Annotated in this window: 9 protein-coding genes, 1 tRNA gene and 1 pseudogene; 4 read left to right on the top strand and 7 right to left on the bottom strand. The window is 57.7% G+C overall.

Annotation, left to right across the window (positions count from 1 at the left end; translation table 11 throughout):
* Positions 1 to 122: 122 nt before the first annotated feature.
* Positions 123 to 707, bottom strand: coding sequence for a recombinase family protein (locus ACP7DD_RS23455; protein ID WP_426177393.1), 585 nt, complete (start codon positions 705 to 707; stop codon positions 123 to 125).
* 585 nt (positions 708 to 1,292) lie between these two features.
* On the opposite strand from ACP7DD_RS23455, the gene ACP7DD_RS23460 reads away from it, so the two are divergent.
* Complete coding sequence (locus ACP7DD_RS23460) at positions 1,293 to 5,801, top strand: H-NS family nucleoid-associated regulatory protein (protein ID WP_426177395.1); 4,509 nt, start codon at positions 1,293 to 1,295, stop codon at positions 5,799 to 5,801.
* A 104-nt stretch (positions 5,802 to 5,905) separates the two neighbouring features.
* On the opposite strand, the gene ACP7DD_RS23465 is transcribed toward ACP7DD_RS23460, so the two are convergent.
* The 6 genes from ACP7DD_RS23465 to ACP7DD_RS23490 all read right to left on the bottom strand — a co-directional run bounded on the left by ACP7DD_RS23465 (position 5,906) and on the right by ACP7DD_RS23490 (position 14,130).
* A complete protein-coding gene (locus ACP7DD_RS23465; RefSeq protein WP_426177397.1) occupies positions 5,906 to 6,625 on the bottom strand; it encodes a M48 family metallopeptidase in 720 nt (239 codons plus the stop codon).
* The gene (locus tag ACP7DD_RS23470) at positions 6,625 to 9,720 is read right to left on the bottom strand and encodes a type I restriction endonuclease subunit R (protein ID WP_426177399.1); all 3,096 of its coding nucleotides are present in this window, start codon (positions 9,718 to 9,720) and stop codon (positions 6,625 to 6,627) included. Before ACP7DD_RS23470 ends, ACP7DD_RS23465 begins: the two co-directional genes overlap by 1 nt.
* Positions 9,675 to 10,442, bottom strand: a complete 768-nt coding sequence (locus ACP7DD_RS23475; protein ID WP_426177411.1) for a restriction endonuclease subunit S — start codon at positions 10,440 to 10,442, stop codon at positions 9,675 to 9,677. Before ACP7DD_RS23475 ends, ACP7DD_RS23470 begins: the two co-directional genes overlap by 46 nt.
* 5 nt (positions 10,443 to 10,447) lie before the next feature.
* Complete coding sequence (locus ACP7DD_RS23480) at positions 10,448 to 10,987, bottom strand: restriction endonuclease subunit S (protein WP_426177401.1); 540 nt, start codon at positions 10,985 to 10,987, stop codon at positions 10,448 to 10,450.
* A complete protein-coding gene (locus tag ACP7DD_RS23485; RefSeq protein WP_426177403.1) occupies positions 10,978 to 13,455 on the bottom strand; it encodes an N-6 DNA methylase in 2,478 nt (825 codons plus the stop codon). The genes ACP7DD_RS23480 and ACP7DD_RS23485 overlap by 10 nt, the downstream gene beginning before the upstream one ends.
* Before the next feature lie 598 nt (positions 13,456 to 14,053).
* Positions 14,054 to 14,130 (bottom strand) — tRNA-Pro (locus tag ACP7DD_RS23490).
* Positions 14,131 to 14,366: 236 nt separating this feature from the next.
* On the opposite strand from ACP7DD_RS23490, the pseudogene ACP7DD_RS23495 reads away from it, so the two are divergent.
* From ACP7DD_RS23495 to ACP7DD_RS23505, 3 genes and pseudogenes are all read left to right on the top strand, one after another.
* Positions 14,367 to 15,866 (top strand): annotated as a pseudogene (locus tag ACP7DD_RS23495) (ATPase domain-containing protein).
* Positions 15,867 to 15,872: 6 nt separating this feature from the next.
* The gene (locus tag ACP7DD_RS23500) at positions 15,873 to 16,625 is read left to right on the top strand and encodes a sensor histidine kinase (RefSeq protein WP_426177405.1); all 753 of its coding nucleotides are present in this window, start codon (positions 15,873 to 15,875) and stop codon (positions 16,623 to 16,625) included.
* Positions 16,626 to 16,634: 9 nt separating this feature from the next.
* A complete protein-coding gene (locus ACP7DD_RS23505) occupies positions 16,635 to 17,015 on the top strand; it encodes a sensor histidine kinase (RefSeq protein ID WP_426177407.1) in 381 nt (126 codons plus the stop codon).
* Positions 17,016 to 17,093 lie beyond the last annotated feature (78 nt).

Raw genomic sequence — 17,093 nt, forward strand, 5'->3', positions numbered from 1 at the left:
GCTGGTGACGGAGGTGTATCAGTTTTAAATCGCTGCAAGCGCCAAAACTGTATCAGTTTTAAATCGCTGTTGACAATTGGAAGCATTGTCGCATTATTCCTCACCGAAATTATCCAAGTTCACTAACAGGCATCGCATAGGATCGGTGGTTTTACAATCGTTAGAACGGTTGCGCGTGAAATACCATAAAGCGCCGCCAATGCACTCACGCTCCGCTTGCTAGCGTAGGCATCAATTATAGCCTTGCGCTGTGCCGGCGTCGTTTTGACGGGTCTTCCAAGCGTCTTGCCTTCCGCCTTGGCACGTGCCAGCCCTGCTTGAGTACGTTCAACGATCAAATCCCTCTCCATCTCAGCGACTGCGGCCAACATGGCCAGCATGAGTTTGCCGGCAGGTGAAGTGAGATCAAGTTTTCCTAGTTGGAGCACCACGACTTCGACACCAAGCATAGCCAGTGCCTTGATTGTCACTAGCACATCCGGTGCATCCCTTCCGAGGCGATCAAGCTTAGAAACCACTACGGTGTCCTTCTTCCTAAGTTTTGCGATCATGCCGCCGAACTGCTTGCGCTGGGCTGCGTGTGCCTTGCCGCTGATGGTATCGGCATACCAGTATTCGACAGAATAGCCGGCCCGCTCGATTTCAAGCCTCTGATTGTCCGCAGACTGATCAACCGTGGAGACTCGTCCGTACCCAAAAACTGCCATGTTCCACTCCCATGAAATGTTGGAAAACGGCATCAATATATATTAACATGTTAATATATGCAAAGGCTATTTTTTCAACACCAAAAACAGGAAAGAGGATAAGTGTTGAAAAAGGGTCGTTTGTTGACCAGAGCGTCGCACAATAAGGGGCGAAAGCGGTTCGTGCCGCCCCCCAGACTTCCGGCGACCGGCGACCGGCCGTCCGTTGAATCTCGCCCCCGACCCAAGGTACGGCGCGGCTGATGTCGAAATCCCGGACTAGCCATGATATTTTTTTCTGGTCCGTAGCCCCCTGCCGGGTGCCCTTCCCGCGGCTGAAGCTCAGCAAGTCTCGTGAGGGAGCGACTCCGTCAGAATTAAGATAGTTAATCTTCAGGTATCGGTCCCGCTTCAGGGGACGGGTCGCTTGGGGATGCGTTCGCGGGACATTGTCGGGGCACTCTTTGTCCAGAAATGTCCAAACCGCCAAGGAGCCGAACTCCCTGACGGTCCTGGCTTGGCGATGGGGAGCCGGTAGAATTTTGCCATATTGAAAAATAAGGGCATTTTTTAAAGAAGGTTGTGCGTTGCCGCTATCATAGGTGTATGGATGAATATCTTGACCTAAATCGACGCTTCGGGCTCCTGACGAATTACACAGGCGACGAGCTGTTAGTTTCTGATGCTTTTGGTAGGCGTTTGACCTGGACCAAGGTGCTGGAAGGACGCTTCACAGTTATCGTGGGCCGGGCTAACTTCGGCAAGACTACGGAACTGAAGGCAAAGAGCACGGCGCTGCGTGCCCAGCAGCAGTCCTCGTTTTACGTCGCGCTCCATAAAATTCTGGGGGAAGACAACTTCGAGGACTCGCTAGAGGTCGACGACCGTGCTGCACTATTCGCTTGGAGGCAGTCGGGCGGAGAGCTGACAGTCTTCGTGGACTCGCTGGACGAGGCTTCCCTTGGCACTGAGGACGGCATTCAAAGAGCGCTGCGACGTTTGAGCAGGGCACTTTGCTGGCCGAACGCAAACATAAAATGGGTCTTGTCCTCGCGGCCGGCAGTGCTTACGGAGGATGTTCTCGCACTTCTCCAGGCTGAGTTTCAAACCACCATGTACCGGGGCGTCCGCAATGACTCGTCCGATGAGGGGGAGATTGACACTGCCTTTGCCGAGGGATACCTGTCTGCTCAAAACGAGAAAGACGGCGATCTGGATATGGCAGACGACCTGGTTCAAGGCGATACCGACTCCAGTATCAGCGATGTTGAGTCCACCGACGTGGCGGGAAAAACTGAGAACAAGGTCCCCGAACTGGAGCAACTGAAGGTTTATGCTCTGCTACCATTGGATAAGGCTGCCGCCGCGCTTTACTTAGGGGAGCATCTCGGGATGTCTCAACCGAAGCAGACGCTGAGCGCTGCCTGGAAATACGGACTCGGTCGCCTCGCCGAAGGTCCGGGGGGGCTGGATATAATGGGCTATATCGACCCAGTTCGGAAGCCGCCCGAATATCTTACTCAGGTTTTCGAGAAGATGGTTGAAGCAGTGCAGCAGCAACAGCGCGCTGACCCGCGTGAACGACGGGTGGGCAGCCCTCCTCCCGAGAGTTTGGAGGAAGCAATTGAGCGACTTGCCAGCGCTTCGGTCATTTGCCAGTTGCCAAACATCGAAATTTCCGGCCAGACGCTGCGCTTTCGGGAGGGGGTTCTTTCAGCTCGCCCCCTCATTGCCTCGCTCTTGTCTGAGCAATCTCTGTCATATCTGCTGGGCTCCCGTTTGTTCATTGATTCGGGCCAGCACCAGGTCAAACTCTACCCGGATGAACTATTGCCGTTCCTCGCAGCCAAGCGTTTGGCCTCGCTTGTGAAATCCCCAGAGCATGCTCGGCGCTTGCTCGTCAATCTTACTTGGCACTCGACCACCGGCGAATGCGGCGTATACCGAGCCCTGTTTCCCTTGGCCGGATGGCTTTCGGTCTTCAGCGCTCACTGTCGCCAAGAACTCATTCGCGTCGAGCCGCAGGTGGTTGCTTTCTTCGGCGACTTACGGAACCCGAATTTACAGATCGCGGAAGCCGCGGGCGCGCTTGAGGGCGCAATTGAGCGACTCGTGTGTGCGGGGGACACGCTCGGACGCAGATACTACACCCTCTCAGCCGAGAATTTCTGGCAGGCCGCCAAACCTGGCGTCGAGCCGACGCTAAAGAAAATATTCGACAAGTACGGCGCGGATTTACACGCCAGAGAAGCCCTCCTGGACATCGCTAGCCACGCTCGCCTGGAGATTTTCCGCGAATCGGTATTGGATGGCCACGACCGAGACTACGGTAAGTTGCTGGATGCCGGACTTGATCTAGACTATATTTTATTTCTTGAACGGGCGGACGATTTTTGCGCATTGGGCACCGCCCTGCGGACTAAGGTTGGGCTGTCCGAGGCGAGAACGGCGCGCCTTATAAGTGCGCTTGCTTGGAAGGCGATTGATGCCAAATTCATAGCTATGATTGCAGCGGAACAGTTTCGCATGGGACGAGGTGGCTACTCAATCGATTGGGCACTCACGGGCGATATCGCTGCCGAAGCGAGCAATGTTGACCTTTATCGTCTTACCCGCTCGTTGCTGCTCCGATTGGTGAACTTCGAGGCACGCCCAGGACGTAGTTCGGAGAGGTACTGGGCGGATCAAAAGTTCGTGGAACTCGTGATGGACCTGCTCGCCATGGTCATAGCACGTTCAGCAGTTGAGCCTTCGCGGGCAGCGAAATTTTGTCTTGTGTTAGGACGCATTCTCAAGGATCGCAACCACACCAACGCGGATACGACCAGGCTGCGTAAGGCGCTCAACGCTAACAAAGCCGTTCGCTTGTCATTGCTTCGAGGGCTCGTTCATCCGACCGACAAGACGGCGAACGGCATCTATCAAGCGGTGTTCGCTTACCATCGCATCTACCCACACGTCGAGGGTGACGAGCGCGAACTTGAGGAGCCCGGCTTTGCTGAACTGCTCAATACTCTGCAGAAGCAGAGAGCTATTCCTCCCAGCAGGCCCGCCAGACAACGCAATGAAGCTCCTGTCGTCGACAAGAAATCGAAGGCGACGTTAATTGCCAAGCTCGATGAACTTAGAGATGCATCGGACGAGAGCGCTCTGGCTTGGGTCGCCCAGTGGCTGAATCGCACGGTTCAGCAGTCGCGCTATGGCGAGTGCAACTTCGCACTTTTTGAGAAGGCCGCCGGCAGCGATATTGCCGATGCTGTTCGTGAAGGCCTTAGTTCTCTCTGGCGTACCAAGAATCCGACTTGGAAGGAGGACGCTCCGAACTCCACCTACAACATAACGATAGCAGGATTGCAGGGGCTGCACCTGGATTTGGGCGATGGCTCGCGGCTGCCGGCGATGAGCGAGCAAGAGGTCGTGCGCGCGGTTCGTTACTCTCAGTTCGAGATAAATGGCTACCCGAAGTGGTTCTGGAGCGTGGTACGCGCCCACGAACAGGTTGCGTTGCATGAACTTTGTATTACTTTGTCCAATGCTAGTACGGGCATTGTGTCACTAGAAAAGGCAGAAACGCTTATTCGACATCTGAAGGAGGCACCTCAGGGCGTTCAACAGAGCCTTGCTCGCCCCGCTTGGGATATCTTGCTGAGCAACCCTCAGTTTAACGACCACACATCTGAGTCGGCCCTTAGACTTGCGACTGCCACCACAGGCGTCATCGATCAGGCGACATTCGAGGCAGAGGCTTGGCGCCGGATGGGCTCCGCGTTCGATGAGGAGATTCCGTCACTAGCGGATTCGTGGGACATGGCTGATGTGGAGGCCCACAAGGCCCGACAGGCGGTCGAGGCACGAATTCGAGAACTAACCCGCCAGCGCGAAAATGCCGTGGTCTGGGGACGTTTTTGGCTGTGGACTTACCCTGGCGACTTTACTCAACGGTGGGAATCATGGCGAGCGAGCAACCCGCAGGCGGCCGAAGGCTTCATGTTTGCGCTCGCGGCACACCTTGGCGAAGATCGCGTGAGCCTCAATCAAGTGGCCGAGCAAGGGAGTGATGGTCTCACTGCCTTAAAGTTGCTTTACGAGTGGGTACATTCGGTTGTTCGCGTGGCAGATGACATCAAGCACGAGGATGGCGGCGTTTATTCGCCAAGTGAGCGAGACCACGCCCAGCGTCTGCGCGATACCTTGATTCCCGCCATTTCGCACGCCAAGTCCGAACTAGCCTACAAGATTCTGGAGGAGATTCGTCAGGGATCCATTGGCGCGACCGCCAAATATTTGCGCCACGTTCAGTTCATGATGCGGGAAGAGCAAAACGCCAAGAAGCCTGTTACGCAAGGCGACTACCCCGAGTTCGAGCGCAGTTTCGCGCCGCCTGTGTCCGACTACATGACGTTCGCCATGGCCGTTGAATCGGACCTGCTTACTGTAAAAAACGAGATTGAAACAGGGGACTTCAGCCTGCGGCGCTTTTTCAACTCGGTGAACTTCAAACGAATCAAGACTGACAACGACGGACTCGCGCTCGAAGAGGATTTTCAAGCGCTGCTAGGAAGCGAGCTCAACCATGCAGCAGGAACTCGCTATGCGGTGACGCTCGAATCTATCCTCCCGGAGGGGACTCGTCGTGATGTGCTTTGCCAGACGGGCTCATTGCGCGCAACGGTCGAACTCAAGATGTCGTTTAGGTGGACGCTGGCCGACTACATGGAGGCACTGGAGAAGCAGTTGCAGGGGCAGTACATGATGGCGCAGAACTCGAAAATTGGCTTTTTCGTTGTCGTGCATCAGGAAGAGCGCACCTGGGATGGACCCGACGGCAACCGGATAGGGTTTGACGAGGTCATCGGCATCCTGCAGCGTAAGGCCCGAGAAAAAGAGATTGCTGATAGCGGCCTCTACCTGCGTGTTATCGGCATCAATGCCACACCCAAGGAAAAATTTCGTTCTGTTCAGAGTGCAAGCACAGCCGCTGGCGATTCTATCGCACCGAAATACGCTGACGGCGCAGGTAATTTCTGGAGCGGCCGCGGCCGAAATCCCCGATGGATGAAAGATGCACTGGCGTCCGGGAAGCTGCTCGACGACCTTCTTGCTGCCAAAACCTGAACCTTCGCAGACACTGATCAACTCAATCGAGAGGCTCGCCGCAGGGAAACGGTCAGCTGGCCCTCAATTCGTCCGCGCAAGCCCGCTAACAGCACAGCTTAACGTTACCGATTGGTCCATGTTTCGGCCGCGAGCGGCAATTCATTCAGCTCCGAACGGGCTTCCCGCCATGTCGGGTAGTGATGTTCAAGCAGTAACACGAAGCGATCGCTGTGCGTCGGCTCGACCAGGTGGACCATTTCATGCACTACGACGTACTCCAGGAGGTCCTTCGGCTTCTTGGCCAGTTCTGTGTTCAAGCGAATGTTGCCCGCGCTATGGTTGCACGCGCCCCATTTCGTTTTCATCCGCTGAAGGAAGTACCTGGCGACTTTTACGCCGAGTTTCGCCTCCCATTTTTGTATCAGCGTAGGCACCACCGCATGGAGCAGTGATCGGTGCCATTCCTGTATGATCTCTTCCCGCTTTGCCAAAGTGCTACCGGGGCGCACGGCGAGCGTGATCCGCCGATGATCCAGCGTCACCGCGGGCTTCGCGTGGTTCTCGATAACGGACAGCAGATAACGTCGTCCCCAGAGGTAATGACTTTCCCGCTCAATAAACTGGCGCGGTGTCTCCCGCGCTTGGCCCTGCAGTTTCGCCTTCTGGTCACGAATCCAGCCGAGTCTGGATATGGCATAAGCGCGGGCGACATCCAATCTGGTTGCGGTGGGCGCGACCAACGTGACATGGCCGTCCGGCGGATGGACCGACAGGTGTACATTTTTGACGGCCTTGCGTATAACGGCTATTACAATGTCGCCGAGTTGAATCGTCTCAGTCACTAGTACCCTGGCTGCTTCTTGATGATCTCGAATAGTGCAAGTGTAGCATCGCGGTCTCTGTCGAGGAGAGGGAACAGAGCGTTCAGCACCTGCGCCTCGCGGGCTTGATCACCCTTCCATCCGGCTGGGGCGCTTTCGCGCACGGCCAGGTCTATCCTCAAAGCTAACACCGCCTGATCGTCGGCGGTCGGGTATCGAAAACTCGTCCCCGGAATCGCTCCGAGGTTGTTGAAGAGCGCAGCAGCCTCGGGATTGCCATGCAGCACAGCAGGAATGCCGGCCGCGGGCTGCTTGGTCCCCAGCTGTCGCGCGAGAGCTTCGGCCTTGCGCAGGAATTCTTCGTAGGCCGTCGTATCATCGCGGCTCTGCTTGATCAGGTCGTCGAGCAGCTTGGACATCTGCGAGTAGAACGCCGGGTCAGTCAGCTGGTCGCGGATAATCGTCTTGCGGACGTTGTTGATGATCCCTTCGGCGATGGCGTTCTTCGACAGCTTGCCTTGCTTATTCAGCTTTCGGGCAATCGCATCGTGGATGCCGCTATCGATGATGAGTTCGGTCAGCGACAGTTCGCCCAGTTCACCGAGTTCCTCCGCCGAGTCGGCCTGGATGTAGGTGTTGATCAAATGGCGCATGTCCGCCTCGTAGGGCTTGATGTCCAGCTCCTCCCCGGAGTGCTTCTTTATGGCCCCCCGTATTTCAGCGTAGAACTCGACATCATTCCGCAAGACTGCCGCCTCGTTATCAGAATAGCCCGCCTCGGCCAAGTTCTGGGCAATGTCGGCAAAAGCGCGCACGAAGGTAGCCACCGCCTTGTAGAAGGATACTCGCAGCGCTTCGCTTTCGTTCAAGGCATTGGAGTTGGCGGCATCGCCACAGAAGTAGTGTAGGAACTGCTCAACTTCGCGTGGCAAAGCTACCGGCTCGCACAGGTAGCGCATCGCCTCGCGGGCCTCGTCGAGCTGCTTTTTGCCCTCTACCAGCCAGTTCTTGAGCGGCACGTTATTTTCGCCGCCACCCGCATCGATATCCAGCTCGTCTGAACTGTAGACAGCGATGGCTTCCTGCACGTCACCGAACAGTTTCTTGTAATCGACGATGTAGCCGAAATCCTTGTCATCGCCGTCCAGCCGGTTCGTCCGGCAGATCGCTTGAAACAGGTTGTGGTCGCGCAGTTTGTTGTCGAGGTAGATGTAAGTGCAACTGGGCGCATCGAAGCCGGTGAGAAGTTTGCTCACCACGATCAACAGCTTCAGGTTTGCCGGCTCCTCGATGAAGCGACGCTTGGTTTCGTCCTCGTACTGCTTGGTCGTCTGCCCGTTCTTGAGGACCTGCCTGGTATAAGTGTCGAACTTGTAGCGTTCGTCGCTATTGGCTGGCTCGCGGGAGATTGCATTGTGGTTCGGCTCGTAGGACGTAATGATTCCGCAGTAGGCGCCGAAGGACGTGTTCTGGAACTGCCGGAAGTAGTGGCAGGCGTCGTAGATAGAAGCCGCGACGAGGATAGCCGTGCCCCGGTCGTTGTTCAGGCGTGGCTTGAGGCCGAAGTCCTCAATGATGTTGGCAGCGATGCGCTGCTTTCGCTCGCCGGCACTCATCAATTCTTCCATTGTCGCCCAACGGCGGCGCAAGGTGGCCTTCTGGAAGTTGTTGAGATTCTTAGTCTTCTGCTCAAACCACTTGTCGATGGCCGTCCGCGATGTCAGCCGCTGCGGCACGTCGCGCGCTTCATATTTGAGGTCGAGCACCACTTTGTCAGCTACCGCCTGGTGGAACTTGTAGGTGTCGATGTAGGTGCCGAAAACATCTCGCGTCATCTGCTTGTCTTTCCGAAGCAGCGGAGTGCCAGTGAAGCCGATGAAGATTGCGCCCTCCAACCAGCGCTTCATTTGCTTGTTCATGTCGCCGCCCTGCGTCCGGTGGCACTCATCCACAAACACGTAGAAACGGCCGCGAATTGTTGGCGCCGGGCCGTTCAGGTCGGCCACGTTGAACTTGTGGATCAGCGCACAAAGGAGGCGCGGTGTGGTTGCGCCGAGCCTCTCGACGAATTGCGCCCGCGTGGTAATGCGCGGCGACGGGGAATCGGTGCCGATCACGCCCGCGTTTTTCATCACCCCCTCGATCTGCTTGTCCAGTTCGTCGCGGTCGGTTATGACCAGGATGCGCGCCTCGGGGTCATGTTCCAGCAGCCATTTGGCGATCAGCACCATTAGGATGCTTTTGCCACTGCCCTGCGTGTGCCAGATGACGCCGCCCTCGTGCTTGGCGATGCGCTCCTGAGCAGCCTTCACGCCCTGGAACTGGTGCGGGCGCGGCACTTTCTTTTGGCCTGCGTCGAAGATGACGAAGTTGCGCAATAGGTCAAGCAGCCGAGCCTTGTTGCACAACTGCGCCAACGGCCGGTCGAGCAGCGCGCCTGCAGAGGTTTTCGCTTCGGCCCATGCGGGCGCCTCGTCCTTCCACTCCACGAAAAACTGCTCAGGCGTGCCAGTGGTGCCGTAGCGCAGCCCTTGCGAGTCGCTACCTGCCAGGACGAGCTGTACCGTACTGAAAAAGCCTCTGTTGAAAATCTCTTCCTGGTTGGTGATAAGTTGACGCACGCCGTCGGCCACCTCCACCGAGCTGCGCTTGAGTTCGACTACTGCGATGGCGATGCCGTTCACGTAGAGTACGATGTCCGGCCGCCGCTCGTACCCGCCCTTAAGCGTCACCTCCTCGGCCAGCGCGAAGTCGTTCTCTTCGGGGTTCGTCCAGTCGATCAGATGCACAGTCTCGTGCGCCCGGCCCGCAGCCACTTGCACCTGCACGCCGTAGCGCAGCAGTTGGTAGGTGCGCATATTCGCTTGGTAGAGCGTGATGCCGGTGGCGTCGGCAGCGGTTTCCAGTTTCTGCAGGGCGGCAGAAATGTGCACAGCGGGATAGCCCCGCGCCGCGAGATTGTCGCTTAAAAGCGACGCCTCGATGGCGCGGTTTCTCCCGCGCTTGTTCCACTCGCCAAGGTAACTGTAGCCGAGGTTGTCAGGCCGCGCAGGGTCGGAAAACAGCGCGATTACGCGGTTCTGCGTTCGGCGTTCGGAGCGGGGCTGTTCAAGCATGCGGTGTCTCCAATATGAACAAGTCTTGTCTTGCCGGTAAGCAGTTCCTGCATCATTGCCTGTTTTAGGGCACGGGTCTTGTCGCGGCGATTTTCCAGCGCCTCCAGCTCAGTGTCCATGTCGTGGAGCACAGAAGAAATTGCGCCTTGTTCGTCGACTGGCGGCAGGTGAACTGGTAATTGACCAAATTCGTTGCCGTTGATGCCAGGCTGGCCGCTTCGCATGGACATTAGTTTCACCCAATTCCAGTACGGCTGGGTCGTCACATAGGCCGCGAGATATGTCGACATGATGAAATCAGGATTCGGTCGAACGCGGATCAAGAAACCTGCGAAGACGAGAGGCCCATCTTCAATGCGGTAGCGGTAGGCTTTTCCGACGCTCGCCCCGGTCCGCGCGAACACAACGTCGCCCTCGGTCAACAAATACCGATTAGCAGATTGCGATTGCACAGAAACGCGAGGATCGGGCCTAAATCGTCCGTCTTCAGTAATGTCAGTAATTCGGATGTAGGTCGGAAGCCGATCCGAGTATGGAACGGCTGCTGCATTGATTCCGTAAGTTGGCGGCGAAAGCAGACAATCAACCAACGGCTTCACCTTCCACTCCCCGCTAAAGCCGGGAAGGCGGGTTTGGCCGGTGAGGAGTTGCTGCACGGCGGCCTGTTTGAGGTTGCGATTCTTGGCGATGAACCGGTCCAGTCCGCCCAGCAACGCATCCACATCGCTCAAAGCCGCCGCGATCGCACGTTGTTCAGGGAAGGGGGGGACGGTAGGAGCAGAGCCTTCATATCACCGCAATTCAGATGCTTCATCGTGGTCCCGGTTTCGATCTTCTTGAATGCCGAACGACCACGCTCAGAGTTGAAATACTGTGAGTAGTAATATGGATCGGAACCCGATTTGCGAAGCCGGGAAATGATCAGCGCGTGACAGTTAGAGCCAGCCAATTCGGACGGAACTGCAGCGGTAACTCCGACGTCGCCGGTCTGAATGGTCAGCAAGTCGCCTGCCTGAAGGCAGGATTTTTGATTTCGGTGATGAAATGACTTTGCGACTCGCTTTATTCCATGGAAGTTGAAGCCGTTCTGGAGTACGTTATAGCCTTGGATGTAGAGCACCCCTTCCTCACTATTGACATAGGCGCTTGTGGCAGTCCCGACAAAACCATTTGTCAGGAGGCTGGTGAGCGATCCTAAAGTGACAACCTCCCAGTCGTCTGGAACGATCCCCACTTCAGTCAACTTATATTCGGGCTTCACTTCCATTGCGCCCCCATTTGCTTGAGGTGTCCCTCGACGCGGGCGGCCAACGTCGCCACTTCGTCGGTAAGTTGCGGCAGCGGTGCGGCATAGCGTTCGGCCAGCTCTCGGATGCGGCCAGTAAGTGTCTGTGAGACGCGATTCAGCTCGCCGTGCACAGCATCCGATAAGCGCGCCAACCACTTGCCGTCGACCACCAGCGTCTTGATCTCAGGCTCGGCTAGCTTGGGGTATTTCGCATCGATCTTCTTCTCTAAGTCATCTTGAGCAGTCTTGCGCTTGGCCTTGATGTTGTTCTGCTGCTCTAGTAATTCCGAGTAGGTGGCGATTGCTTCCCGTTCGTCGCTATGCAGCAAGTTTTTCCCGATCTCCTTCAGGCGCGCTTTAATCGCCTTCGCCGTAATTTTTTGCTTGTCGCCCTCGCCCTCGATCACCTCGAAGAGCAGCCCCTCTTCGCCGCCATTCTCCTCACGCATCTCGTTGAGCTGCTGCTCAAGCGTGGAAAGCTGATTGTCTAAAACCTCAATGGCGTCACGCTCGGACGCGAAATAGCGCGCGACTAGAATCGGCGCCGGCACCAGGTCGGACTTGTAACGCCGTTTACCTTTCAAGTAGTCATGTCGCTCAGGCCAGATGAGCTTGTTCTCCTTGTTCTTGACCTGAACGATTTCCCGAGGCTGTGCGCCCTTTACCCACCCTTCGGCAGAAATCAAATAGCTGTCGTCCTGCATGGTTTCGGCCCAGTAGTCCATCAGGTGCTGATACACGTCGTAGGGCGCGAGCAACGGTGCAGGCTTGAAAGCGGCGAGCAACGCCTCGGCAATCGTTTCGATCAGCGCCTTCGGATGGCCGTCCTTTTGGAAGCCGGTTAGGTGCGGAGTATTGGCCTGACGCCAGCGGTCGAAGCGTTGAATTGCTTCGTCATTGAAAGTAGTGAATTCGGCGTGACCGAAGATGGCGGGTTTGACCTCGACCAGCGGCAGCATAAGGCGGGCGTAGCCGGGGCGTAGCGACGAGAACAGGACGGCCCGCACGCTTGGGAGAACCTGCCAGTAGGCGGCAAGCGCGTTGAGGTCACTCTCAGGGATGCCGCCGCGCAAGTGGCCGTCGATATCCTGCAGATCTTCCGGTTCGGTGCTGTCGATGTAGCGCGGCAGGTTGAGGTTGAAATCATTCTTTGGGTCGGCGATCTCGGCGAGCGGCACCATTCGGGCATAGCGGGGGGTGTCGGCCTGCCGGGTGACGGTATCGACGATAAGGTGAATGTCCTGTTCACGCAGGCGATTCTTGTTGCCGTCCTTGATGAACCCCTTGGAAGCATCGACCATGAACACGGCCTTGCGGGCGGTGGCGTTTTCCTTGTCCAAAACAAGAATGCATGCGGGGATGCCGGTGCCGTAGAAAAGATTGGCCGGTAGGCCAATGATACCCTTCAGGATGCCGGAGCGGACGAGCTGCTGGCGAATCGTGGCCTCGGCGTAACCACGGAAGAGCACGCCGTGGGGCAAGATGCAGGCGGCTTTGCCCGCGCTCTTCATCGAACGGATGATGTGCAGCAAGTAGGCATAGTCGCCCTGCCTGGCGGGCGGCTCGCCAAAAGCGAATCGCTGGAATGGGTCGTTTGCCGGGGTCAGGCCGGTGCTCCAGGTCTTGTCGGAAAACGGTGGATTAGCGACGACATAGTCGTAGGTGCGCAGTTGCTCGCCCTCCTTGAACTTGGGCGCGGCCAGTGTGTTCCCCGACAAGATATTCGCGGTCGGGAAGTCGTGGAGGATCATGTTCATGCGGGCCAGGCCCGCCGTGGTCACGTCCTTCTCTTGCCCTTCTAGGGTGATGTGCTTGCCCGCCTCGGCAGCCACCTTTAGGAGTAGCGAGCCGGAGCCACAAGTGGGGTCGTAGGCGGTGGTGGATGCCTTCGTGTTGCTTGGCGCGATGCCGATCACCTTGGCAATCACGCGGCTGACCTCGGAAGGGGTATAGAACTGCCCCTTGCTCTTGCCGCTCTCAGTGGCGAAGTGCCGCATCAGGTATTCATACGCATCGCCGAGAATGTCATCGTGTTCGGCACGGTTTTGTGTGAAGTCGAGTTCGGGCTTCTGGAAGATGCCGACGAGGTTGGAGAGCTTCTCCACCATGTCCTTGCCTTCGCCTAGCTTGTTCGGGTCATTAAAGTCGGGGAAATCGCTGCGGGCCAGGCGGTCGTTGGCGTCGATTAGCGGCTGGATGATCTGGGTATTGATCTTGTCGCCGATGTCGCTCTTGCCCTTGAGGGCAATCATGTCCTTGAAGCTCGCCCCCTTGGGGATCGTCACCGGCGGCGCGAAGTCGCTGCTGTCGCCGTACTTGTCGCTGATGTACTTGATGAACAGCATGAATAGGACATAGTCCTTGTACTGGCTGGCATCCATGCCGCCGCGCAGCTCATCGCACGAAGCCCAAAGGGAGGAGTAGAGATCGGATTTCTTAATGGCCATGTAGATTTCTGGTGGAATTTGATGCCGTACGGCACGAAGAAGTAATGTACCTTACCGAGCGCAATTACCAAATGATAATATTAATGTCGGCCTACCATTTTCGATGCGAACGGAACGTCGCACTGCGCAGCTTCTTAACTGTTTGTCGGTCAAGTGTCCCGCAGCTGTCCCATTAAGCGAACAAAAACGAAAAGGGCTACATGCAAATGCACGTAACCCTTTGATTTTTCCGCCTTATTCTGGTGCAGAATGCCAGTTTGGAACTGACCACCTGATGATTACAAACCTTGGGCATAAAACACGCAAGGGATGACCGTGAGGCGGTGGGATCCAACGTAACCCAGGTGTAACCCGGCCATTCACCAACTGGGCAGGAGACCGCTAAGTCATTGATTCCATGGTGCGGCTGGCGGGGATCGAACCCACGACCCTTGACTTCGGAGGCCAAGACACTTCCGTCAAAAATCGTAAATCTAGCTTGCCGTCCCAAACAGGTACCCGAGTAGTCAAGCGTAATTATTTCTTACCAAATTTCTTACCGCCAACTCCGACGGTGAAAAATTCCCAGACTGTTTCCGGCCTAAGTCATTGATTTTATTGGTCGGGACGGAGTGATTTGAACACTCGACCCCTTGCACCCCATGCAAGTACGCTACCAGGCTGCGCTACGCCCCGACGAGGTAGAAATTATATCAGAGCGCTTACCATTTTTGCCAACATTCCAACGCCCGGCCACAGGCAGAATTGCTGACATTTTTGCCGGCAAAGAACGTTGCTGAATTGCCACATTTCAAAACGCAGCGATGAAATCAGCAGTCCAACCGAACGCCAACCCAAGTGCCAATCATGTACCGTTTATCCTAGAAATTGCATCTACTAAAGTTCGAACTGGAAAAACGGACGCTCGCACGATGGAAAATCAAAACAGCGACACTACTCGCTTTCTCTCGACCGGGGTCCCCGGGCTCGACACCATACTCAGTGGCGGCCTTTCCAGCGACCGGCTGTACCTCATCGAAGGGGATCCCGGCACCGGCAAGACGACGCTGGCGCTGCAGTTCCTCTACGAAGGCGTGCGCCAGGGCGAATCGGTTGTCTACATTACGCTGGCCGAAACGCGCGTCGAGCTCACGTCGGTGGCGTCGTCGCACGGCTGGTCGATGGATGGCATTCACGTCGGAGACATCATCCCGGACGAGAATATCCTCCATCCGGAGCAGTAGTTCACCATCTTCCACCCGTCTGAAATCGAGATGGGCATGACTACCCAGCGCATCCTCGATACCATCGAAAAGTACAAGCCGACGCGCGTGGTGCTCGACTCGCTGTCGGAGCTGCAGCTGCTGGCCGAAAGCCCGCTGCGCTATCGCCGTCAGGTGCTCGCCCTCAAACAATACCTGTCCGGCAAAGGCTGCACCACACTGTTCCTCGACGACCGCACCGCGCTGTCGGGCGACCTGCAGGTGCGCAGCGTGGCGCACGGCGTCATCACGCTCGAACTGATCAACCAGGATTACGGCTCCGAACGACGCCGCGTGCGCGTGGTGAAGTACCGCGGCATCGCTTTTCGCGGCGGCTCGCACGACTACAAGATCGTCAACGGCGGCCTGGTGGTGTACCCGCGCCTGATCGCGGCGCAATCGCGCGTGGTCATCGAGCGCAAGCAGCTCTCGAGCGGCCTGCCCGAACTCGATGCGCTCACCGGCGGTGGCCTCGACGAGGGAACCAGCACCCTCATCGCCGGGCCGCCGGGCACCGGCAAGTCGTCGCTTTGCTCGCAGTACGCCTACGCGGCCACCCAGCGCGGCCAGAAGGCGGCGATGTTCCTGTTCGAGGAAGCGGCCAACAACATGCTGCTGCGCTCCACCGGCCTCGGCCTGGATCTGCGCGGCGCCTGCGACAGCGGCATGCTCGACATCCAGCAGATCGATCCGGCGGAAATGTCGCCCGGCGAATTCATGCAGAAAGTGACGGACGCCGAAGCGAACGGCGCACGCGTGATCGTCATCGACAGCTTGAACGGCTATTTGAAGGCGATGCCCGATGAGCGCTTCCTCTCCACGCACCTGCACGAGCTGCTGACATACCTGGGACAGCGCGGCGTTGTCACCATCCTCGTCGGTGTGCAGGCGGGCCTCATCGGCGGCACCATGTCGACCTCGGTCGATGCGAGCTATATCGCCGACAGCGTGATCATGCTGCGCTACTTCGAAGCGCGCGGCAAAGTACGGCAGGCGATCTCGGTTTTCAAGAAACGGGTTGGCACGCACGAACGCACCATCCGCCTGTTCAGTATGACCAGCGAACACGGCATCCGCGTTGGCGAGGTGCTGACCAATTTCCATGGCATCCTGACCGGCGTCCCGACGTTCGATGAAGACGCATTCAGTTTTGGCGACGACGAGGAATAGGCCGGCATGGAAAACCGCATCCTCATTTACGCCCCGTCCGGCCAGGATGCGGTGCTCGCTTGTAAGATGCTGACGCTCGCTGACGTCGACTGCCTCGTTACGCCCACCGCGGCCGCGCGGGCCCAGGAACTCGGGCGCGGCGTCGGCGCCGTGCTGACGGTGGAGGAAGCGCTGTCAAACGGCAGCCTCAAAGCCATCGGCGAATTCGTCCAGTCGCAGCCCGCCTGGTCGGATGTGCCGATCGTCCTGCTCACCAATCGCGGCCCGGATTCGCTCACCGTACGCCAGGCCATCACGGTGCTCGGCAACGTCACCCTGCTCGAACGACCGGTGCGGACGCTGACGCTGATTACCTCCTTGCAGTCGGTGCTGCGGGCGCGCGCCAAGCAGTACCAGGTGCGCGAAACCGACCGCCGCAAGGACGAATTTCTCGCCAGCCTGGGCCACGAGCTGCGCAACCCGCTGGCGCCGATCCGCACGTCGATGGGCGTACTGACGCACATGTACCCGGACCGGGGGCCGATCCGCAAAGTGAGCGAAGTGGTCGAACGCCAGGTCACCCACCTGACGCGCCTGGTCGACGACCTGCTCGACGTCGCCCGCATCAACAGCGGCAAGATCGAACTGCAGCGCGCCGACACCCGCTTCGAGGCCATCATCGGCCACGTCATCGAGCTATGCACGGTGGCCGCCGCCGCAAAGCGCATCACGATTGAGCAGCACCTGCCGTCCGAGCATGTCGCGCTGTTTGCCGACTAGGCGCGCGTGGTGCAGATTGTCTCGAACATCCTGTCGAACGCGATCAAGTTCACGCCGTGCGACGGCGTCATCACGGTGCGGGCCGAAGTCATCGACGGCGACCTGGAGATCCGTATCAAGGACACCGGTATCGGCCTCGACCCGAAGGCGCTGGAAACGATCTTCGTGATGTTCGAGCAAAGCCGGCCGCCGTCGGGGCAAATCGCCAGCGGACTTGGCATCGGCCTGCCGCTGTCGCGCCAGTTCGCCGAGATGCACGGCGGCAGCGTGTACGCGCGCAGCGAAGGCGTCGGCAAGGGCAGCGAATTCGTGGTGACGCTGCCGGTGCTGGAGGTGCGCCGGGCCGCCGCCCAATCCACCCAAGTTAGCCGATTTCAACAATTTTTCTGACTCATTGCCTTGTGCGGTTTTTGGTCTTGCTTCCGCGGTTTCGAGAGATTTTCACGATGTCGATAGGTCCTTCCAGCG

It is taken from the genome of Massilia sp. TWR1-2-2 (genome assembly GCF_049897565.1).
In the GTDB taxonomy this organism is placed as follows: Bacteria; Pseudomonadota; Gammaproteobacteria; order Burkholderiales; family Burkholderiaceae_D; genus JAFCUW01.